At 64.7% G+C, this 20029-nt stretch carries 22 protein-coding genes and 1 pseudogene; 13 read left to right on the top strand and 10 right to left on the bottom strand.

What is annotated here, in order from left to right:
- The first annotated feature begins 11 nt into the window (after window positions 1–11).
- Window positions 12–1382 (top strand): aromatic acid/H+ symport family MFS transporter, encoded by a 1371-nt coding sequence (locus C4K40_RS04975; RefSeq protein WP_053134197.1) that lies wholly within the window; start codon window positions 12–14, stop codon window positions 1380–1382.
- Window positions 1383–1394: 12 nt separating this feature from the next.
- Here the strand turns inward: C4K40_RS04975 and C4K40_RS04980 are convergent, their stop codons facing one another.
- Complete coding sequence (locus tag C4K40_RS04980) at window positions 1395–1862, bottom strand: GNAT family N-acetyltransferase (RefSeq protein ID WP_022642375.1); 468 nt, start codon at window positions 1860–1862, stop codon at window positions 1395–1397.
- Between the two features lie 72 nt (window positions 1863–1934).
- Complete coding sequence (locus C4K40_RS04985) at window positions 1935–2741, bottom strand: SirB1 family protein (RefSeq protein WP_022642376.1); 807 nt, start codon at window positions 2739–2741, stop codon at window positions 1935–1937.
- A gap of 181 nt (window positions 2742–2922) precedes the next feature.
- Here C4K40_RS04985 and C4K40_RS04990 point away from each other — a divergent pair, with 181 nt between their 5' ends.
- Both C4K40_RS04990 and C4K40_RS04995 read left to right on the top strand, forming a co-directional pair.
- On the top strand, window positions 2923–3942 hold the full coding sequence (locus tag C4K40_RS04990; RefSeq protein ID WP_031320914.1) for a Glu/Leu/Phe/Val dehydrogenase dimerization domain-containing protein: 1020 nt from the start codon (window positions 2923–2925) through the stop codon (window positions 3940–3942).
- Window positions 3943–4048: 106 nt separating this feature from the next.
- The gene (locus C4K40_RS04995) at window positions 4049–4303 is read left to right on the top strand and encodes a hypothetical protein (protein ID WP_022642378.1); all 255 of its coding nucleotides are present in this window, start codon (window positions 4049–4051) and stop codon (window positions 4301–4303) included.
- A 202-nt stretch (window positions 4304–4505) separates the two neighbouring features.
- Here the strand turns inward: C4K40_RS04995 and C4K40_RS05000 are convergent.
- Both C4K40_RS05000 and C4K40_RS05005 read right to left on the bottom strand, forming a co-directional pair.
- Window positions 4506–4760, bottom strand: a pseudogene (locus tag C4K40_RS05000) (YebG family protein); the annotation flags it as partial.
- An 8-nt stretch (window positions 4761–4768) separates the two neighbouring features.
- Window positions 4769–4981: a hypothetical protein gene (locus C4K40_RS05005; protein ID WP_124421265.1), complete on the bottom strand. Its 213-nt coding sequence runs from the start codon at window positions 4979–4981 to the stop codon at window positions 4769–4771.
- A gap of 62 nt (window positions 4982–5043) precedes the next feature.
- Between C4K40_RS05005 and C4K40_RS05010 the strand changes: the two genes are divergently transcribed.
- Entirely contained in the window at window positions 5044–5544 is a 501-nt protein-coding gene (locus tag C4K40_RS05010) for a phosphate-starvation-inducible protein PsiE (protein WP_022642380.1), read from the top strand.
- On the opposite strand, the gene C4K40_RS05015 is transcribed toward C4K40_RS05010, so the two are convergent.
- From C4K40_RS05015 to C4K40_RS05025, 3 genes are all read right to left on the bottom strand, one after another.
- A complete protein-coding gene (locus C4K40_RS05015; RefSeq protein ID WP_053134199.1) occupies window positions 5541–5858 on the bottom strand; it encodes a DUF3509 domain-containing protein in 318 nt (105 codons plus the stop codon). The two genes, C4K40_RS05010 and C4K40_RS05015, sit on opposite strands and share 4 nt — an antisense overlap.
- 219 nt (window positions 5859–6077) lie before the next feature.
- Window positions 6078–7379 carry a serine/threonine transporter gene (locus C4K40_RS05020; protein WP_031320915.1) on the bottom strand — a complete coding sequence of 434 codons (1302 nt, stop codon included), beginning with the start codon at window positions 7377–7379 and terminating at the stop codon, window positions 6078–6080.
- Between the two features lie 63 nt (window positions 7380–7442).
- On the bottom strand, window positions 7443–8819 hold the full coding sequence (locus C4K40_RS05025; protein ID WP_022642383.1) for an L-serine ammonia-lyase: 1377 nt from the start codon (window positions 8817–8819) through the stop codon (window positions 7443–7445).
- A 135-nt stretch (window positions 8820–8954) separates the two neighbouring features.
- On the opposite strand from C4K40_RS05025, the gene C4K40_RS05030 reads away from it, so the two are divergent.
- A complete protein-coding gene (locus C4K40_RS05030) occupies window positions 8955–9902 on the top strand; it encodes a LysR substrate-binding domain-containing protein (RefSeq protein ID WP_053134202.1) in 948 nt (315 codons plus the stop codon).
- A gap of 212 nt (window positions 9903–10114) precedes the next feature.
- A complete protein-coding gene (locus C4K40_RS05035; RefSeq protein ID WP_031320917.1) occupies window positions 10115–10522 on the top strand; it encodes an HPF/RaiA family ribosome-associated protein in 408 nt (135 codons plus the stop codon).
- A 62-nt stretch (window positions 10523–10584) separates the two neighbouring features.
- Here the strand turns inward: C4K40_RS05035 and fecA are convergent, their stop codons facing one another.
- From fecA to C4K40_RS05050, 3 genes are all read right to left on the bottom strand, one after another.
- Window positions 10585–12942, bottom strand: coding sequence for a TonB-dependent Fe(3+) dicitrate receptor FecA (fecA, locus tag C4K40_RS05040; RefSeq protein WP_053134205.1), 2358 nt, complete (start codon window positions 12940–12942; stop codon window positions 10585–10587).
- Window positions 12943–13176: 234 nt separating this feature from the next.
- Window positions 13177–14142, bottom strand: a complete 966-nt coding sequence (locus C4K40_RS05045) for a FecR domain-containing protein (RefSeq protein ID WP_053134207.1) — start codon at window positions 14140–14142, stop codon at window positions 13177–13179.
- A gap of 8 nt (window positions 14143–14150) precedes the next feature.
- On the bottom strand, window positions 14151–14669 hold the full coding sequence (locus C4K40_RS05050; protein ID WP_305728855.1) for a sigma-70 family RNA polymerase sigma factor: 519 nt from the start codon (window positions 14667–14669) through the stop codon (window positions 14151–14153).
- A gap of 182 nt (window positions 14670–14851) precedes the next feature.
- Between C4K40_RS05050 and C4K40_RS05055 the strand changes: the two genes are divergently transcribed.
- The 7 genes from C4K40_RS05055 to C4K40_RS05085 all read left to right on the top strand — a co-directional run bounded on the left by C4K40_RS05055 (window position 14852) and on the right by C4K40_RS05085 (window position 20000).
- Window positions 14852–15157 carry a DUF3649 domain-containing protein gene (locus tag C4K40_RS05055; RefSeq protein WP_053134213.1) on the top strand — a complete coding sequence of 102 codons (306 nt, stop codon included), beginning with the start codon at window positions 14852–14854 and terminating at the stop codon, window positions 15155–15157.
- Entirely contained in the window at window positions 15154–16731 is a 1578-nt protein-coding gene (locus C4K40_RS05060; RefSeq protein WP_031320919.1) for a PepSY domain-containing protein, read from the top strand. Before C4K40_RS05055 ends, C4K40_RS05060 begins: the two co-directional genes overlap by 4 nt.
- On the top strand, window positions 16732–17058 hold the full coding sequence (locus C4K40_RS05065) for a DUF3325 domain-containing protein (RefSeq protein ID WP_022642391.1): 327 nt from the start codon (window positions 16732–16734) through the stop codon (window positions 17056–17058).
- A gap of 14 nt (window positions 17059–17072) precedes the next feature.
- On the top strand, window positions 17073–17648 hold the full coding sequence (locus tag C4K40_RS05070; protein WP_053134216.1) for an RNA polymerase sigma factor: 576 nt from the start codon (window positions 17073–17075) through the stop codon (window positions 17646–17648).
- Window positions 17645–18634 carry a FecR family protein gene (locus C4K40_RS05075; RefSeq protein WP_053134219.1) on the top strand — a complete coding sequence of 330 codons (990 nt, stop codon included), beginning with the start codon at window positions 17645–17647 and terminating at the stop codon, window positions 18632–18634. Before C4K40_RS05070 ends, C4K40_RS05075 begins: the two co-directional genes overlap by 4 nt.
- A gap of 168 nt (window positions 18635–18802) precedes the next feature.
- Window positions 18803–19210: a biopolymer transporter ExbD gene (locus tag C4K40_RS05080; RefSeq protein WP_022642394.1), complete on the top strand. Its 408-nt coding sequence runs from the start codon at window positions 18803–18805 to the stop codon at window positions 19208–19210.
- A gap of 4 nt (window positions 19211–19214) precedes the next feature.
- Window positions 19215–20000: an energy transducer TonB gene (locus C4K40_RS05085; RefSeq protein WP_022642395.1), complete on the top strand. Its 786-nt coding sequence runs from the start codon at window positions 19215–19217 to the stop codon at window positions 19998–20000.
- The last annotated feature ends 29 nt before the right edge of the window (window positions 20001–20029 follow it).

Raw genomic sequence — 20029 nt, forward strand, 5'->3', positions numbered from 1 at the left:
GGTACCTTGCGATGCAAAACCAGATTGCCAGCTTTCGCGCTGCGCTCGACGCCCGCCCGGTGTCCGGCTACCAGTGGTCGTTGTTGTTGCTCCTCGCCTTGCTGCTGGTCACCGATGGCTACGACGCCCAGGTCCTGGGCTACGTGGTACCGGCCCTGGCCCAGGACTGGGGCCTGGAGAAAGCCGCCTTCGGCCCAGTGTTCAGTGCCAACCTGCTGGGCCTGACCCTGGGCTCCCTGGCGGTGACGCCCCTGGCGGATCGTTTCGGCGTGCGCCGGATCCTCCTGGGCTGCGTGCTGATCTACGCCAGCCTGACGGTGTTGATGGTGTTCAGCCAATCCCTGGACAGCCTCATGGCCGCGCGCTTTATCTGCGGTATTGGCATGGGTGGGGCGATGCCCAGCGCCATGGCGCTGATGTCCGAATATTCGCCGCCGCGCCTGCGCACCCTGATGGTGACCCTGGCCGCCTGCGGTTTCTCCTTCGGTGGTGCGGCCGGCGGTTTCGTCGCGGCCGGCTTCATCGATCGCTTCGGCTGGGAGGCGGTGTTCCTGGCGGGCGGCGTGACCCCGTTGCTGCTGTTCCCGTTCCTGCTCTGGCGCTTGCCCGAATCCCTGCCACGCCTGCTGCGCGATGCGCCACCCTATGCGCGCCTGCGCAAGCTCAGCGCGCGCATGCTGCCGGACTGGCAGCCGCCAATGGCGAGCGGCGATGAGGGCCAGCAACAAACCGGTGGCAAGTTCACGGTGGTGGAACTGTTCCGCCAGGGGTATGCGCGGCCGACGCTGCTGATCTGGTCGACCTTCTTCGTCAGCCTGATCCTGCTGTATTTCATGATCAGCTGGCTGCCGACCCTGCTGCTGGAAAGCGGCCTGGCCTTGAAGCAGGCCAACCTGGTGACTTCGATGTTCCTGTTCGCCGGAACCCTGGGGGCGATCTGCATGGCCTGGGTCGCCGATCGTCTCAAGCGCAAGGTGCGGCTGTTGTCCGCAGTGCTCGCCCTGGCGGCGCTGTGCACCGTGCTGCTGGGGTTGAACCACGACAACCCGCGGTACCTGGTGGTGTTCGTGTTCGCCGCGGGCTTTTGCATCATCGGCGGGCAGCTGACCCTGAATGCCTTTGCCAGCAACTTCTATCCGGCCCAGGTGCGCGCCACCGGTACCGGCTGGGCGCTGGGAGTGGGGCGCTTCGGCTCGATCCTCGGGCCGCTGCTGGGCAGCATGTTGCTGGCGATGCATATCCCGGTGCAGCAGATTTTCTTCTTCTGCGCGGTGCCGGCCCTGCTGGCCGCGTTGCTGATCATCCGGGTGCGTGCACCCTCCGAAGGGAGCGACGACGGCACAGGCGCGGCGCAGCCGTTGCAGGCACCGCTCAAGTCCTGAGGGGAGAGCGGGTCAGCAGGCCAGGTGCTTGATCATCGGCACACAGGCCAGGGTCAGGCCCCGGGGTGACTGGTACTGGGCGACGCGCTCGCCGACGAAGCCGCACTGGCGGTAGAAGTCCGCGGCATTCAGGGTCGAGTCCAGGATCAAGTGCGACAAGCCGGCCTGCAGGGCCTGCTGTTCGACGTAGTCCATCATCTGCCGGCCGATTCCACGGCCCATGTAGGCCGGGTCGACGAAGACCGCATCGACCTGGCCTGACTCAAGGTCGAGGATGGCACTGGCGGCGACCTGGCCGTCGATGACCGCCACGTGCCCGTTGCTTTCCAGCCATTCGATGAAGGACTGGCCAAGGTTGCCAGCGGTCCACACTTGCAGGTCGGCAGCCGGGTAGTACCCCGCGCATTGATGGTTGATGGCCTGGTTACGTATGTCGAAGACTCGTTGCGCGTCGCCGCCGTGGGCTTTTCTGATCAGCATGCTCGGTCCATTCCTTGGAGTGGGCCGGCCATCATGCCTAGGCGCCAAAGGCGCTGTCATGCCTTGCCGTGCTCAGTGCACCACTTTGTTCGCCGGCGGCAGGTGGCCCAGGCGTTCGGTCAGGCGCAGGCGCTGGATCGGATCCTCGCTGAGCAGCAGGGCGCGCTCCAGGTCGAAGCGTTCGGCATTGGGGCATTCCAGGCGCTGGTAGAGGCTGGCCCGGGCCAGGTAGTCGGCGGCGTTGCCATCGCCCAGTTCCAGCACCCGCTCGGCGTCGACCAGGGCGCCGAGCAAGTCGTCATGGGCCAGGTGCAACTGGCGCAGGTTGCGCGACAGACGCTGGAACATCTGTCGTGGTTCGGCGCTGGCCAGGTGTTCGGCCTTGAGCTTGAGGTGATCGCCGTATTGGCGTTGCAGCAGTTCGCGGCAGTCGTTGGGGTACAGGCGGCGCCCGCCGCAAGGATCCAGCAGGTGGTCGGCGCCGGGCACCCGCAGCAGGAAGTGGCCGGGAAAATTCACCCCCACCAGGGGAATATGCAGCCGCTGCGCCAGTTCAAGGGCGATCAGGGCCAGGGCCAGGGGCTGCCCGCGACGCCGTTCGAGAACCTTGTCCATCAGTGCTGCCTGGGGCCGCAGCGGCAGGTACTCGTCCTGCTGGAATTCCAGGTCGTTCATCCGCCGCAGCAGGGGCTGGCCCAGTTCGCTGGCAGGCAGCGACGGCAGGCTGCCGCCGATCTGCTGCTGGATATGCTTGAACTCCTCCAGCAACTGGCCCGGCACCAGTTGTGGCTCGTGTTCGGCGGCGATCCATAGCGCGGCCTCCAGCAAGGCCGGTGGCGAGCGGTGCAGGCAGGCGAAAAAGGCTTGGCGCGGGTTCATGGCAACCTCCGGCGAATGCCTCGTTTTAGCCCCGTCCCGGCGCTTCGTCCAGTGTTGCGACCATCGCCATTGGTTATTTCCCCAAGGTTGCAAAGCCGGGCGGCTTATTCCTGCGCGGCGCAGCAATTTTCAGGCGCAAGCCTATACTGGCGACTACAAGAAGTGATTCGGGAGCCCGTCGATGTTCGCTCTCATGCACAGCACCCGCCTTGAATCGCTGCATCTGAGTATCGACCCCGCGACCGGGTTGAAAGCAGTGATCGCCATCCACGACAACCGCCTGGGGCCTGCCTTGGGCGGTTGTCGTTATCTGCCCTATCCCGACGATGCCAGTGCCGTGGCCGATGCCGCGCGCCTGGCCCAGGGCATGAGCTACAAGGCGGCGCTGGCCGGCCTGCCCCAGGGCGGCGGCACCGCCGTGATCATTCGCCCGGCCCATGTGGAAAATCGTGCAGCGCTGTTCGAAGCCTTCGGCCGTTGCGTCGAGCAACTGGACGGACGCTACATCACTGCCATCGACAGCGGCACCTCGGTGGCCGACATGGACTGCATCGCCCAGCAGACTCGTTACGTCACCAGTACCAGCGCCGCTGGCGACCCGGCGCCCCATGCGGCCATGGGGGTGTTCGCCGGTATTCGCAGCACTGCCATGGCACGCCTGGGCAGCGATAACCTTGAGGGCTTGCGGGTGGCGATCCAGGGCCTGGGCAATGTCGGTTATGCCCTGGCCGAGCAGTTGCATGCCGCTGGCGCCGAATTGCTGGTCAGCGACATCGACTCCGGCAAGGTCCAGCTGGCCATGGAACAGTTGGGCGCGCATCCGGTGGCCAACGACGCCTTGCTCAGCACCCCTTGCGACATCCTCGCGCCCTGTGGCCTGGGTGCGGTGCTCAATAGCCGCAGCGTGGCGCAGCTGCGCTGTTCGGCAGTGGCCGGTTCTGCCAACAACCAGCTGACCAACCTGCAGGTCGCCGACCAGCTGGAGCGGCGTGGCATCCTCTACGCTCCGGACTACGTGATCAATTCCGGAGGGCTGATCTACGTGTCGCTCAAGCACCATAACGAGGAACTGCCGGTGATCACCGCCCACCTGTCGCAGATCAGCCTGCGCCTGACGGAGATCTTCGCCCATGCCCAGGCGGAAAAGCGCTCGCCGGCACGCATCGCCGACGAGCTGGCGGAGCGGGTGCTCTATCGCTAGGCAGCGGTAACCTGATGCTGGCTTTATGTAACATCGGTATCTGCAGCGGTTGGCGGGCAAGGGCCAACCATTGCTGCGGCCGACCACCCGGGGAATGCATTGGACGATGGCTGAAGTGCTCGACGACGGATTGGATCAACAGCTGACCCGGGTGCTGCACAGCGCTCTGGATCTTCAGGCGATCCGCCAGGTCCTGGTGTTGTACAGGGAGCGCGGGTTTTCAGCGCAGGCTGTATACGACCGTCTTGCCCACCTTCGGCTCGAGGCGGTTGGCGCTGAAGAAGAGCGCATCCTCGAGGCCATGGACATCGCGTCCGGGTATTGCCCGGCACGGTGCAGGGTGTGGGAACCTGCTCCGTGAGCGTGGCGAGTACGCAAAGGCGTTACAGGGCAAACGCCATCGGATGGCAACTCCATTCCCAGGCATGAAAAAAAGCCCTGTGTCGTGGACGCAGGGCTTTTTGATCGGGGCAAGCCTATTTCGCGGCCTTGGCCGCTTTCGCCGGCTTGGCTGGCGCCTCCACCTCGACGGGCTGCTCCTTCTCGACCGGCGCCACGGCTGGCGCCGTTTCGCTGAGCAGTTCGTTCAGCGCATCCGGCTGGCTCTTGAAGGCCTTGGCGAATACATCGCGATTCTTGGCCATGTAGATGCCGGCTTCTTCCACTTGTTGCTCGGTCAGCGACGGCACCGCTTTTTGCAGCACCTGCGCCAGCACTTCAGCCAGTTCGAGCATCTTGTCATGACGGTCAGCTTCGGCTTTATCCATGAACAAGCGCTCCAGATCTCGGCTGCTGCGGTATACCACTTCGACGGCCATTCACCACCTCACATGCCTTCACGATAATGGGTCGGTACAAATACTGTATCGATATACAGGGTCGAGAGAATAGGCGAAACCTTTTCCCTTGGATAGTGGCTTTTCAATGTAGACGGATTTTTTTCCCCGGCCATTGATCCCAGCAGTAGTTGCTGTCGGGTACGTGCCTCGCTGGCAATGCTCGCCATCTCAATGACGTGCCCCTGGCCTTTTTTCTGCATGCAGGACAACCGTCACGTCCCTCGCGCATCATCCGGTCGAAACGACCTAAGGAATAACCATCGTGAAAATCAATTGGGCCGAAAACCTGCGGCAGAACGTCCATCAGTTGGCCGAGTCCCTGGGCAACCTGTTCGTCGAATCGTTCCACTACCTGGCGCTGTTCGCCATCGGCGCTGTGACCGCCTGGGCGGCGGTGATGGAATTCCTGCAGATGCTCGAGGAAGGCCACATCAAGATCGACGACATCCTGTTGCTGTTCATCTACCTGGAATTGGGCGCGATGGTCGGTATCTACTTCAAGACCAACCACATGCCGGTGCGTTTCCTGATCTACGTGGCGATCACGGCATTGACCCGGCTGCTGATCTCTAACGTCTCCCACCACAATCCGCCGGACCTGGGGATCATCTACCTGTGCGGCGGCATCCTGCTGTTGGCCTTTGCCGTGCTGGTGGTGCGCTACGCGTCCTCGCAATTTCCCTCGGTGAAGATCGAACACCCGCAACGCAAGGTCGGCGAGGGTTCCAGCGAGCATCCGGAAGTGGAGAAAGGCGAGATCTAGTGAGGTCGCGCCTGCACCTGGGCTGCCTGGTTTGCCGGTGGCGGAAGGGGTAGGCGGTCGCCGTTGGTCATGGCCTGGAGGATCGCCATGGCGCTGTGGCCTTGCTCGATGGCGATACCGAACTGGATGCTCTGTACCAGGCGTTCGATGCGTTGCGGGTCGCTGCGCTGGGCCGAGCTGATCAGGCGCTTGGCCACCACCTGGCCGGCCTGGGACAGGGTCAGCATCATGCTGCCGTCCAGGCCCTGGATGCTCAGGTTGACCTGGTACTGGGGAGCGAAAGTGTCGGTAATCAATTGCAATGGGTTGTCCATGTCGCGTCACCGCCTGCTGGGATCGTGCAGACATTGACCGGCCGGGTGCGAGATTAGTTCGCAATTGCGGACCACTGGCCGGTCGTTCGTCGAGGCTTGCCGGCATCCGTGCGCCTCTCGGGCGATCAAGCAAGGGGCATGCCGCGGCCGGCGCCGGCCAATGAATCCGGGAGCAAAAAAAGCGGACCGCAAGGTCCGCTTTTTCGTTGTCGCCCCGTTTCAGGGCAGGAAGGAGAAGATGATCGCCGACAGGGCGATCAGCCCGATCAGTACCACGAACAGATTCGACAGCTGGCCCGAGTACTGGCGCAGCGACGGTACGCGCTGGATCGCATACATCGGCATCAGGAACAGCAGGCAGGCGATCACCGGGCCGCCCAGGGTCTCGATCATGCCCAGGATGCTCGGGTTGAAGGTCGCCACTGCCCAGCAGCTGAACACCATGAACAACGCGGTGAGCTTTTCCAGGCGGCTGGAGGACAGGGCGCGGCCGCGACCGCGCAGGCTTTTCACGATCAGCCCCTGGAAGCCTTCGCTGGCGCCGATGTAGTGGCCCAGGAACGACTTGGTAATGGCTACCAGCGCGATCAGTGGCGCGGCGTAGGCGATGACCGGGGTCTGGAAGTGGTTGGCCAGGTACGACAGGATCGAGATGTTCTGCGCCTTGGCTGCAGCCAGGTCCGCCGGCGACAGGGCCAGCACGCAACTGAAGCAGAAGAACATCACCGTCAGCACCATCATGGCGTGGGCCATGGCCAGGATGCCGCTGCTCTTGCGTTCGGCCTGCTGGCCATAGTGGCGCTTCTGGTCCACGGCGAAGGCCGAGATGATCGGCGAATGGTTGAACGAAAACACCATCACCGGGATCGCCAGCCACAGGGTCTTGAGGAACAGCGGCATGGACATGCCGTCGCCGGCGGAGGCGAAGAACGCGCCGTTCCAGTTGGGGATCAGGCTCAGGGCCAGCAACAGCAGGGCGGCGACGAAAGGGTAGACCAGCAGGCTCATGGCCCGCACGATCACGCCCTGGCCGCAGCGCACGATGGCCATCAGGCCCAGGATCAGCAACAGCGACAGCACCGCCCGCGGCGGCGGGGCCATGTGCAACTGGTGTTCCATGAAGCTGCCCAGGGTGTTGGTCAGGGCCACGCTGTACACCAGCAGGATCGGGAAGATGGCGAAGAAGTAGAGCAAGGTGATCAGCTTGCCGGCGCCGACCCCGAAGTGTTCTTCCACCACCTCGGTGATGTCCCCGGAGCGTCCGGACAGGACGAAGCGGGTCAGCCCACGGTGGGCGAAGAAGGTCATGGGGAAGGCCAGCAGCGCCAGCACGATCATCGGCCAGAAGCCGCCGACCCCGGCGTTGATCGGCAGGAACAGGGTGCCGGCGCCGATAGCGGTGCCATACAGGCCGAGCATCCAGGTGGTGTCGTGCTTGCTCCAGCCCCGGGAGGCTGGCGCGCTGTCGCGGGGTGTCGCTACGGCAGGATTTTGAGTAGCAGGTGTGGGTACATCGGTCATCGGTATCGCCTCGTTATTATTCTTGCTCGGGCTCACGTGTTACGGACGGTCAGGGAAGGCTCCTCAGCATTCCACCCAGCTCACCGCCAGGCCGCCCCGTGAAGTCTCTTTGTATTTGTCGTGCATGTCGGCGCCGGTATCGCGCATGGTGCGGATCACCCGGTCCAGGGAAATGAAATGCTGGCCGTCGCCGCGCAGGGCCATCTGGGTGGCGTTGATCGCCTTCACCGCGGCAATCGCGTTGCGCTCGATGCAGGGCACTTGCACCAGGCCGCCCACCGGATCGCAGGTCAGGCCAAGGTTGTGCTCCAGGCCGATCTCGGCGGCGTTTTCCAGTTGTTCCGGGGTAGCTCCCAGGACTTCCGCCAGGCCGGCTGCGGCCATGGCGCAGGCCGAACCCACCTCGCCCTGGCAGCCGACTTCGGCGCCGGAGATCGAGGCGTTCTTCTTGCACAGGATGCCCACTGCGGCGGCGCCGAGGAAAAAGCTCACGACATCGTCGTCGCAGGCTTGCGGGTTGAATTTCATGTAGTAGTGCAGCACTGCCGGGATGATCCCTGCCGCGCCGTTGGTGGGGGCGGTGACCATGCGTCCGCCGGCGGCGTTCTCTTCGTTCACCGCCAGGGCGTAGAGGTTGACCCACTCCATGGCCGACAGGGTCGAGGTGATGACGTTGGGCTTGCCGATCTCCAGCAGGTTGCGATGCAGCTTGGCGGCGCGGCGTGGCACGTCGAGCCCGCCGGGCAGGATGCCTTCGTGGCTCAGGCCCTGTTCCACGCATTCGCGCATCACCGACCAGATGTGCAGCAGGCCGCTGCGGATCTCGGCGTCACTGCGCCAGGCCCGCTCGTTGGCCATCATCAACTCGCCGACCCGCAGGTTGTGGGTCTTGCACAGGGCCAGCAGCTCGGCGGCGCTGTTGAAGTCGTAGGGCAGTTGCACGCTGGCGCCGGCTTCGGTCCCGGCCTCGACCTGCGCGGCCTCGACGATGAAACCGCCGCCCACCGAGTAGTAGGTCTGTTCCAGAAGGGCGCCGTGTTCGCCCAGGGCGACCAGGGTCATGGCGTTGGGATGGTAGGGCAGGCTCTCGTCCAGCAGGAGCAAGTCCTGCCGCCAGTCGAAGGCGATGCTCGAGCGGCCGCCCAGCAGCAACTGGCCGCTTTCGCGCAGTTGCTGGATGCGTGGACCGATGCTGCGCGGATCGATGCTGTCCGGCCATTCGCCCATCAGGCCCATGACGCTGGCGCGGTCGGTGGCGTGGCCGACACCGGTGGCGGAGAGGGAGCCGTAGAGGCGGATCTGCACTCGCCGCACCTGCTCTTGCAGGCCCTGCTCGAACAGCGCCTGGGCAAAGGTCGCGGCGGCGCGCATCGGGCCGACGGTATGGGAACTGGACGGACCGATGCCAACTTTGAACAGATCGAAAACACTGATAGCCATGCTAAAGCCTTACAAGCAATGGAAGGTAGATCGCTGCCATTTTTTGTAGGCCAAGCGCAATGTCGGCGATACTGCCAACCTCGGTCAGCAGTGACCAACGAAATTTCCTAAGAGATCCTTTAGTAGGGCTAAACGATGAGCCGTCAGTTTCATGCCCAGACCTACGTCTGGCTGCATGTGTTTTCCTGTGCCGCGCGGCACCTGTCCTTCACCCGCTGTGCCGAGGAGTTGCACATCACTCCCGGGGCGGTGAGCCAGCAGATCCGCCAGCTCGAAGAGCGCCTGGGGTTTCGCCTGTTCCACCGCCGGGCCCGGGGTGTCGAACTCAGCGCCGAGGGCCAGCGCCTGGCCCTGACAGTGAGCGAGGCCTACGGCAGCATCGACGCCGAATTACGCCGCCTGGATGCGGGCATGATCGGCGGCACCTTGCGCCTGCGCTCGATCCCGTCGTTCCTCGGCAAGTGGCTGACCCCGCGTTTGCCGCGCCTGCAGCAGCGCTATCCGGAGATCCAGTTGCGGCTGGTGGCGGAGGACAGCAGCGTGGCGCTGCATGAGGGTGACTTCGACCTGGCCATCGACCTGAACGACGGCAGCTATCCGGGCCTGCAATCCACCGCCCTGCTGGACGAGCAGATCTTCCCGGTGTGTGCGCCGAGCCTGCTGCGCGGGCGGCCACCGTTGCACGGTCCGGCGGACCTGGCGCACTTTCCGCTGCTGCACGACATCACCGCCTGGCGCGGCAGCTACGAATATGCCGAATGGGAGTTCTACCTCAATGCCATCGGCTTCGAAGGCGCCGATGTGCGTCGCGGCCATACCTTCAACCGCAACCACCTGACCATCGAAGCGGCGATCGCCGGCATGGGCGTGGCGATCGCCCGGCGCACCCTGCTCAACGACGAGCTGGAGCGCGGCACCCTGATCGTGCCGTTCGGCCTCGCGGTGCCCAATCACAAGCGTTACGTGCTGCTTTATGCGCCAGGCGCACTGAGCCACCCCGGGGTGCGGGCGGTGCATGACTGGCTGGTGGAGGAAGCGGAGATATTTCGCGGCCTGCACCCCCTGGGAGAGGGGCAGGAATGAGCTGTTTCAAGCCGTGTCGCCAGCGCGGCTGACTCCCCACACTAACAGCGCCCTGGCGGTTTGTCCGGCTTTATTTGCGTATGAATATTTATATTTTTCCAGGGGTTGAAATGTTCTTCGCCGTGCCTAATTGTGTAATCAAGAGGTCACGAAATGCTGGTCAAAGCCAGGTTCCAGGCCTCTTGCGAGCAAGCTGAAATAAGGGAAGAACTATGCAAATCCAAGTCCATAGCGATAACCATATTCAAAGCAGCCTTCGGATGGAGGAGTGGGTGCGCAGCACCGTTGAAAGCACGCTCGAACGTTACGAGGAAGACCTGACCCGGGTGGTGGTCCATCTGCGTGACGAGAATGGCGGCAAGTCGGGTCCCGATGACCTGCGTTGCCAGCTCGAGGCCCGGCCCAAGGGGCACCAGCCGATTTCCGTGACCCACAAGGCCGATACCCTGGAGCAGGCCATCGACGGCGCTACCGTCAAGCTGGAAAGTGCCCTGGAGCACATGTTCGGCAAGTTGCGCGCCAAGCGCCCGGCAGCAGTGTCCGACAATGACGGCAGCGAGGCGGATGCCCTGCTCGAAGAAGAATTCCTGGAAAACCAGCAGGCTGCGCTCAATAGCTGATAGCTGGATTTTCCCTCGACCCGACGGGCCTGCATTGCAGGCCCGTTTTCTTTTGTGGGGCCTTAGAACGCGACCGACGTCTGCACGTACAGGGTCCGCGGCTCGCCCACGTACTTGCCCTTGTTGTTGTCGTCGAAGGAGCGGGTGAAGTACTGGTGGTTGAAGATGTTCTTCACCCCCACCGCCACGTTCAGGTCCGACAGTTGCGGCCCGAAGTCATAGCCGGCGCGGGTGCTGAACAGCATGTAGCCGGGAATGCGTCCATTGCTGCCGTCGAGGCTTTCGCGGGAAGTGTTGGCGTTGTCGGCGAACTGGCTGCTCTGGTAGCTGCTGTCGAAGTTGAGCTTCCACGGACCTTCGGTGTAGCTCACCCCCAGGGTGCCCTTGTGCTTGGACGAGAAGGGCACGCGATTGCCTTTGTTCGGCCCGTCCTCGCGGATGGTGGCGTCGACGTAGGCATAGGTGGCATAGACATTGAACCCGGCCAATGCCGGATCCAGGCCGTCGAGGGCGTAGTTGATGCTGCTCTCGATGCCCTGGTGCCGCGTTTGCCCGCGGGCGATCACCGTATCGTTGGTCTGGTTGCTGTCGTACTGGTTGTCGAAGTTGATCAGGAAGGCGCCCAGCTCGGCGCGCAGGGTGCCATCGTCGTAGCGAGTGCCGATTTCCCAGGTGCGGGCCTTTTCCGGCTTCACCTCACCGCTGGCCACCCGGTTGGGCATCTGGCTGTACTGCACGCTGCCGAACGAGCCCTCGGTGTTGGCGTAGAGATTCCAGTTTTCGTCGACGTGGTACATCACGTTCAACGCTGGCAGCGCGGTGTTGTAGTTGCCCTTGTACTTGACGTTGCTGAGGTTGTTGCTTTGCTGCGACTCGATCATTTCGTAGCGGATGCCCGGGGTCAGGGTCCACTTGCCGATATCGATGCGGTCATCGACAAACAATGCGTGGGCCTCGGTGCCGCCACGGGTGTCGCGGTCGTTGCGGCTGTTACTGGTGGGCAGCTGCTGGTTGGCGCTGATGGGCGTGCGGTAGCGCAGCTCGTGCCCGGCTTCGTTGATGTAGCGATAGCCGATGCCGACTTCGTGGCTACTGTTGCCCAGGTCGAAGCCCTGGGCGAGGCGCGTCTCCAGGCCGCGCACCCAGTATTCCCGGGGCGACAGGGAGAGGAAGCTGCCCTGGTCCAGGTAGCCGCTGCGCAGGGTCTTGGTGAAGAAACTGTTGACGGTGAATTCGCGGCGATCCTCCTGGTAGCGATAGCCGAGGTTGAACATCGTCCGCCGGCCCCAGAACTTGTCGTAGGGGCGAGTCGATTGGTAAGGGTTGGCCTTGTAGTCCGCCACGTTGAGGCCGCCGGGCATATCGGCCTCGCCTTCATAGTATTGGGCCATGGCGTTGAGGCTGTTGGCTTCGTCGAGCTGGTACTTGCCCTTGAGGATCAGGTCGTCGATCCGCGTGCCGCTGTGTTCGCGCCAATCGCCGCCGCGGGTGCCGGAGTACAGCAGCGCGCCGCCCAGGCCATTGTCGGCAGTGCCGCCAGCCAGCAGGTTGGCGTTGGTCTTGAAGCCGTCATGGCTGGAGGAGGGGCTGGTCTCGGTCTGGAAGCCGCCCTTGAAGGTCGGCGTCTCGGGAATCGCCCGGGTCACGAAGTTGACGATGCCGCCAACGTTCTGCGGGCCGTAGCGCACGGCACCGCCGCCGCGCACCACGTCCACGGCGTCCATGTTGCCCATGCTGATGGGCGCGAACGACAGCTGGGGCTGGCCATAAGGGGCGAACGGCACCGGGATGCCATCCATCAGCACCGTGGAGCGCGAAGCCAGGCGTGGGTTGAGCCCGCGGATGCCGAAGTTCAGCGCCATGTCATGGCTGCCGGTGCCGTTGTTGTCCGGTGCGTTGACCCCGGGAATCCGGTTGAGCACGTCCCGCGCCTGGGTGGCGCCCTGGCGCTCGAACTCTTCACGGCGGATCACGTCCCGCGCCCCGGCATGCTCGAAGACATCGACCTGGCGGGCATCGCCCAGCCAATCGCCGACCACGCTGGAAGCACCCAGTTGCAGGGTGGCTGCTGCCCCGGGTGTTGCCGGTTGCAGACTGAAGGCATTGCCGCCCTCGGCCCGGGCTTGCAGGCCAGTACCCTGCAGGAGGATCTGCAAGGCCTGTTCGGTGCTGTATTGCCCATCCAGGCCGTGGCTCTGCACACCACTGGTGAGTTGCGAGCCGAAGGAAATCAGCACGCCTGCTTCACGGCCGAACTGGTTCAGCGCGCTTTCCAGGGACATCGGGGCGATGTGGTAGGACTTGCCCGCCACCTCGGCGGCCTGGAGCTGGGACAGGCTGGCCAGGCCCAGGCTGGCCCCCAGCAGCAGGTGACGCAGTGAGCGGGCCAGGGGCGTGGGGCGAGAGGGTTGCTGAGTCATCGATGGCGATCCTGAGAAGGAAGAATCAAGGTGGCTTTCCCTTCTTGTCACCCGAGCCTGGCAAAACGGCTCATGCCTCATCAAAAAAATGTTCCAGCGGCGTACAGACGGGTTGTCTATCGCTTCGTGTAGCCGCTGCCGCAGGCTGCGCACGGTTGGGCACGAGCCGCTGGATCTGGCGGCCGCTGCGCGCCTGTGCGCAACCTCGCCGGGGCTCGACAGCGGCTACAGGGGTCAGGCGCGAGCCTCGACGTTGACCCAGTAACGGGTGAAGCGGCGCACCCGGACTGGCAGGCTGACCTGCAACAGGTCGAGGATCCGTTCGCTGTCATCCAGGGGGTAGCTGCCGGAAATCAGCAGGTCCGCCACTTGGGCATCACAATGCAAGCGGCCCCGGCGATAACGTCCCAGCTCGTCGAGGAAGTCCGCCAGGCGCATGTGGGCCGCCACCAGCATGCCCTCGCTCCAGGCGCCGCTGCCGGCCTCCAGGGCGCGGGGAGCGTCCCAGCCGTCGCGGCGAAAGTCCAGCTGCTGCCCGGCCGCTACCTGGGGAGGCGCGGCGCTGTAGGTTCCGGGCTCCACACGGGCGGCGCCGGCATACACCGCCAGTTGGCTGTGGCCGCTGAACTGGCGTAGGTTCAAGCGTGCGGCGCTGGTCTTCACCAGGCCCTCGGCGCTTTGCACCACCAGTGGCCGTGGGTCCTTGCCGGCGCTGAGCATGATTTCGCCTTCCAGCAGGCGGATCAGCCGTTGCTGGCTGTCGAAGCGCACATCCACCGCGCTGCTGGTGTTGAGCTGCAACTGGCTGCCGTCGCTAAGCTGCAGCTTGCGCCGCTGGCCCCGGGCGCTGCTGTAGTCCGCCAGCAACGGCGGTAGCGGGTTGTGCTCGCGCAGGTTCCAGGCCGCCGCGGAACCGACCCCCAGGACCAGCAGCAGCTTGAGAGCCTGGCGCCGGCCGCTGGACCTCGGGGCATTCAAGGCGGCATGGGCCAGGGGCGAGGGCAAGCCGCGCAAACGCTGGTTGACCCGCAGGATATGGGCCCATGCCCGCTGATGTTCGCTGTGGGCGTCGTGCCAGTGCTGCCAGGCCTGCTGCTGGCGCGGATCCAACGGGCCGTCCTGCATCTCGATCAACCAGTGCACCGCCTGCTCGGCGACCTGGTTGCTGAACTCAGCTTGGGCATTGAGGTGGGGATTCATCGGCGCTCTCAAAGGGCGAAGTAGCAGCGCATGGCCGCCTTGTTCAGGTGGCGCTTGACCGTGGCGATGGAAATACTCAGTTCGCGGCCGATCTCGGCGTAACCCAGGCCATCCAGTTGGCACAGCAGGAACGCACGCTTGACCTGGGGTGGCAGGCCATCGAGAAGGCTGTCCAGCTCCTGCAGGGTCTGCAGGATGATCGCCCGTTCTTCTTCCGAAGGCGCGACCTGCTCGGGCAACTGCGCCAGGGCTTCCCGATAGGCGCGCTCCAGGTCCTGGCGCCGGTAGTGATTGCACAGCACGCGCTTGGCGATGGTGGTGAGGAAGGCCCGGGGTTCGACGAGGAGCGGGGTTTCCCGGGCGCCCAGCACCCGGATGAAAGTGTCCTGGGCCAGGTCGGCGGCGCTGTCGGGGCAGCCGAGGCGGCGCCGCAACCAGGTGTTCAACCAACTGTGATGGGCCAGGTAGAGACCTTCGACGGTAGCGGAATGGGACAAGCCGGACGCTCCTGCACTGACAAGACGCATAAGGTAACGAGAATTGTTCGCATTGTAGTGGGGCGATATGAGCTTCGGCAATTGGCGCGGATGGACGGGCAGGGCGATGACTCTCAGTGCTTTTTGCGTATGAGAATATTTATCATTAATATTGTCCGCCTTCTGTGCCCGGGCATGCGCGCCCGGGCTTTCTTTTGCTGCAAGGTCCGAACATGAAAAGCAAGGCCGGCGGGATTTCCGCTTCCTATCGTCTGGCAGTGGCATCAAGGGTCTGCGCCGCGGTCCTGGGCGGCTACCTGCTGGCGGCGCTGGCCTGCTCCTGCCTGACCTTGCTGCTGCCGTTGTCCAAGGTCGACGCGGTGCTCAGCGCGATGATGAGTTCGTTCCTGTTCTACCTGCTGGCGGTGATCTGGTGCTTTGCCTGCCGCAGCGCCTGGCATGCCTGGTTCGGCTTGCTCCTGGCTTGCCTGGTGCTGGCGTTGGTGGCTGGCAGCGCCTATTGGGCGGCCCTGCCATGAAAGAGGGTTTGCGCCAATCCATGGCCTGGTTGCACACCTGGAGCGGATTGCTGTTCGGCTGGCTGCTGTTCGCCATCTTCCTCACCGGGACCCTGTCCTATTTCAAGCACGAGATCAGCCACTGGATGCAGCCCGAGATCCCGGCCCGGGCCCTGGACGCCGAGGCCAGCCTGGGCCTGGCCCAGCGCTACCTGGAGCAGCATGGCCAGGGCGCGCAACGCTGGTTCATCGGCCTGCCCGACGCCCGTGAGCCGGCGCTGTCGGTGGCTTGGCAGGCACCGGGCAAACCCGGCGAGCGCGGCGCCTTCAGCGAGAAGCTGCTGGACCCGGCCACGGGCAGCGAGCTGCATGCGCGAGATACCCGGGGTGGCGAGTTCTTCTATCGCTTCCACTTCCAATTGCAGATGCCCTATCCATGGGGTCGCTGGCTATCGACCATGGCGGCCATGGTGATGCTGGTGGCGCTGGTCAGCGGGATCATCATCCACAAGAAGATCTTCAAGGACTTCTTCACCTTCCGCCCGCGCAAGGGCCAGCGCACCTGGCTCGACGGGCACAACGCATTGGGCGTGCTGGTGCTGCCGTTCCACCTGATGATCACCTACAGCAGCCTGGTGATCTTCATGTCCATGGTCATGCCGGCGGGTGTCTTGATCGCCTACAAGGGCGACAACAATGCCTTTTTCCAGGACCTGCAACCGGCAGCCCGCAACACCCCGGCTGCCGGTGAGCCAGCGCCGCTGGCGCCCTTGCAACCGATGCTCAGGCAAGCCTTGCAGCACTGGTCGGGTGGGCGTGCGCAGCGGGTGGTAGTGAACAATCCCGGGGATGCGAACGCCTCGGTGCAGGTCATGCGCCATGGGGCCGACCAGGTGGCCCGCAACTTCGGCAGTGCGCTGGCGTTCAACGGCGTCACCGGCCAGCCCTTGTCGGAAAGTCCCGGGCAGTCTCTGCCCAAGGCCATCGGCGGCAGCTTCTATGGGTTGCACATGGGGGTGTTCGCCGGGCCGGTGCTGCGCTGGTTGTACTTCATCTGTGGCCTGGCCAGCACCGCGATGATCGGCACCGGGCTGGTGATCTGGCTCGGCAAGCGCCAACTCAAGCACGCCAAGAGCCCGGTCATGCCCTTCGAGCTGCGCCTGGTGGAGGTGCTGAACATCGCCAGCATGTCCGGGCTGGTGCTGGCGGTGGCGGCGTTCTTCTGGGCCAACCGCCTGCTGCCGGCCGGCTTCGCCGAGCGCGCCGACTGGGAGGTCAACAGCTTCTTCAGCGCCTGGGGCCTGGGGCTGTTGCATGCGGCGTTGCGTCGTGGGCGCCGGGCCTGGATCGAGCAGTTGGCGCTGGCGGCCTTGTTGCTGGCCGGCATTCCGCTGCTCGATGCCTTGACCGCGCCGAACCTGGCCGATGGTTTCCTCAGTCGTGGGGACTGGACCCGGGCCGGCTTCGACCTGGCTTGCCTGGCCAGTGGCCTGTTCCTGGCCTGGGCCGCGTACAAGATGCAACGCGCCGCCCGGGCTCCTGTCGCCAACCAGTCCCGGGCCCGCTCTCGGGCCGCTGAAACCGAGGTGGATTGAATGCTCCTGGCCCTGTTGCTCTGTTATGCCGGCTTCACCGGTTTGTGCCTGTCCCTGGATCGGCACCACGGTGAGGTGCTGGGCAGCAAGCCCAGCGCCCGCCGTCGCCAGGGCCTGCGCCTGGGCGGCTGGCTGCTGCTGGGGCTGTCGCTGGTGGCCGCAGTGCAAGACACCGGCTGGAGCCTGGGGCTGGTGCAGTGGTGCGCGGTGTTGATGTGCAGCGCCTTGCTGCTGGTCTGGCTGCTGCCGTACCGCCCGCGCCTGGTGCTGTCCATGGCGGGCGCGAGCCTGTTGGCCAGTCCGCTGGCGGCCCTGGCCCAATTCTGAGTGCTGCGCCTGCGATGAATATCCTGCCGCCGGAACCCACAGAGCTGGATCGCTCCGACCCGCAGGGCACTCGTGCGCATTTTCTCCAGGTGTTCCTGTCCCAGCGGGCGCAGATGGAGGCCCTGGTCAGTCGCCGGGTCGGTTGCCGGGCCACCGCCGCGGACCTGGTGCAAGAGTTGTTCCTGCGCTTCTGGCGGCGGCCCCTGGTCCAGGTCGAGGAACTGAGCACCTACCTGCTGCGCTGCGCCGGCAATATCGCCATCGACCACCTGCGTAGCGAAGGAGCGCGAGTCCGGGTCAGCGCCGGCTGGCTGCCGGAGCAGCAAGACCAGCACGCTCTCGAGCCCCAGGCCGTGCTGGAGGCCGGTAACGATCTGCGCCATGTGGAGGCGGCCTTGCGCGGCCTGCCCCAGCGTACCCGGCAGATCTTCCTGCTCAATCGCATCCATGGGCGCAAGTACGCCGAGATCGCCAAGGCGATGGACCTGTCCCAAAGCGCCGTGGAAAAACATATGATGCGCGCCCTCGAAGCCTGCAAGGCCAGCCTGCGGGAGCCCTCGACCACGCGTACGCCAAGGAATGCCCCGTGAACCAGCGCTCCACCGTCACCCCGACGCCCGCTCAGGAACAGGCCGCCCTGGCCTGGCTGAGCCTGCTCCACGACCAGCCCAGCAGCGGCGACCAGGCGACTTTCAGCCAATGGCTGCAAGCCGACCCGGCCCATGTCGAAGCCTATGCCCGGGTCCAGGTGCTATGGGAGTTGAGCGAGCAGCCGGCGCGGACCCTGGCCGCCGAAGAGGACCAGGCCCTGCAAGGCTTGCTGCGGCAGATGGACGGGGCCAGGGGGCGGGCCCGGCGCCGCTGGTCGGTGGGCCTGGCGCTGGCTGCCAGCTTGGTGCTGGCCGTGACCCTGGGCGCCGGGTGGCAGCCGGGGCGCTGGGTCGACGACCTGGGCGCCGACTATGTATCGGCCCCGGGCCAGGTGCGCACCGTGACCCTGGCCGATGCCAGCCAAGTGACCCTGGACGCCGACAGCGCCATCGCCGTGGACTTCAGCCATGGCCAGCGGCACGTCCAACTGCGCCGTGGCGCCGCGTTCTTCCAGGTCAGTCATACCGGCGAGTCTTTCGTGGTGAGCGCCGAGCAAGGCGAGGCCCGGGTTCTGGGCACCCAGTTCGAAGTGCGCCTGCAACCCCAGGGCGCCCAGGTCACGGTGCTGTCCGGACGGGTCGGGGTCACGCCGGCCGAGGGCGCGCCCCAGCAAGTGCTTGGCGCCGGCCAGCAAGTGGCCTATGGCCAGGGCCAGGCCGCGCCGTTGCATGGGACCGACAGCGAAGCGCAACTGGCCTGGCGCCAGGGTTGGCTGAACTACTACCACGCACCATTGGCCGAGGTGGTCGCGGACCTGCGGCGTTATTTCCCGGGGCGCATCCTGTTGCTCGACTCGCAATTGGCCCAGCGCCGAGTCAGCGGCAGCTTCTCCAGCAAGGACCCGCAAGCGGTCCTCGACTCCCTGCAGGCAGTGCTGGGTTTTCGCCAGCACAAGATGTTCGGCAGGCTGCTCGTCCTGCGCTGAGAAGCCTGTCCCAGAGCTCCCGAACATTCATCGATATCACTTCGTTCTGTCACTAAACCGTTACACGAGGCGCGGATGATCTGCGCATTCCTGAGCACATGGTCAGGATCGGAGAGGGTTGTGATTCAGCTCTCGTAGGGGAGGGATGGCTGAAGCAGGAGCAAGTCGATGCGCAGCTGGGATGTAGCTAAAAAGAAAAAAGCCCATATCGAAATCATCCCGATGATCGATGTGATGATGTTTCTCTTGGTGTTCTTCGTACTCATCAGTCTCAACGTGATCCCGGCCGTGGGGATCAAGACGCAGTTGCCGGTCGCCAGTACCGCGCAACAGTTGAAACCGCAAAACAAGGCGGTCATCACCCTGGGCCTGCAGGAGCGCCTGCAACTCGATGGTCAGGACCTGGATGAAGGTGCCCTGCTGGCGCAACTCAAGGTGCTCAATACCGGCAGCGAAAAGCTGGTGATCATCATCAACAGCGACCAGGGCGTGGAGGTCAAGCGCCTGGTCGCGGTGATGGACCTGCTCAAGGGCAATGGTTTCTCGTCCGTCTCCATCGCCACGCGCAAGTCCTGACGCCATGTTCAGTCTCTATCGAACCCGCAAGCTGCTGGCATGCCTGCTGCCGGCCGGCCTTCTGCTGCTGGTGATCTACAGCAGCCAGTTGCAGCGATTGCAGATCACGCCGGTGTACGACGAAAGCACCGTGGAAGTGGCCCTGGTGGATGCCAGCGAACTATTGGCCGTGGCCGAGCCGCCACCGCCCGAGCCGGAACCGTTGCCCATCGAACCCGAGCCGCCGGTGGTGGCACCGGATGAAGAGCCCCTGGTGATCGAGCCGCCCAAGCCCAAGCCGGTGGTCAAGCCCAAGCCCGTGGTACCCAAGCCGCTGGTGGCCAAGCCCGAGCCAGCCAAGCCCGTGGCGCCTAAACCGGCCCCGGCGCAAGTGGCCAAGAGCACCCCGGCGCCGCAGCCCATCGTGGCCGAGGCGCCAAGACCCCCGGTGGCGACACCGGCCCCAGCACCGGCTCCAGCGCCAGCCCCCGCGGCGCCGGCCAGTGCCATCAAGGAAAGCCTGTACACCGCCGCTTTGCGCAAGGAACTGGAAAAGCACAAGCAATACCCCAGCGGCCGCGAGGCCTCGTTGCAGCGTCCCCAGGGCGATGTGGTGATCTGGCTGGAAGTCGATCGGGCCGGCAACGTGCTCGACAGTGGCATCGAAAACAAGGCGCCGAACATGTTGCTCAACCGTGCCGCGCAAACCAGTTTGCGCCGTGTGGAAAAGGTCTCGCCGTTCCCGGCGGACGCCTTCTCGGGCAAGAACAAGCAACGGTTCACCGCGACCTTTAGCTACAACGTGGAATAACCCATCACCTATTAACGAAAGTTGTAAGC

The sequence above is a fragment of the Pseudomonas sp. CMR5c genome (assembly GCF_003850545.1).
Classification (GTDB): Bacteria; Pseudomonadota; Gammaproteobacteria; order Pseudomonadales; family Pseudomonadaceae; genus Aquipseudomonas; species Aquipseudomonas piscis.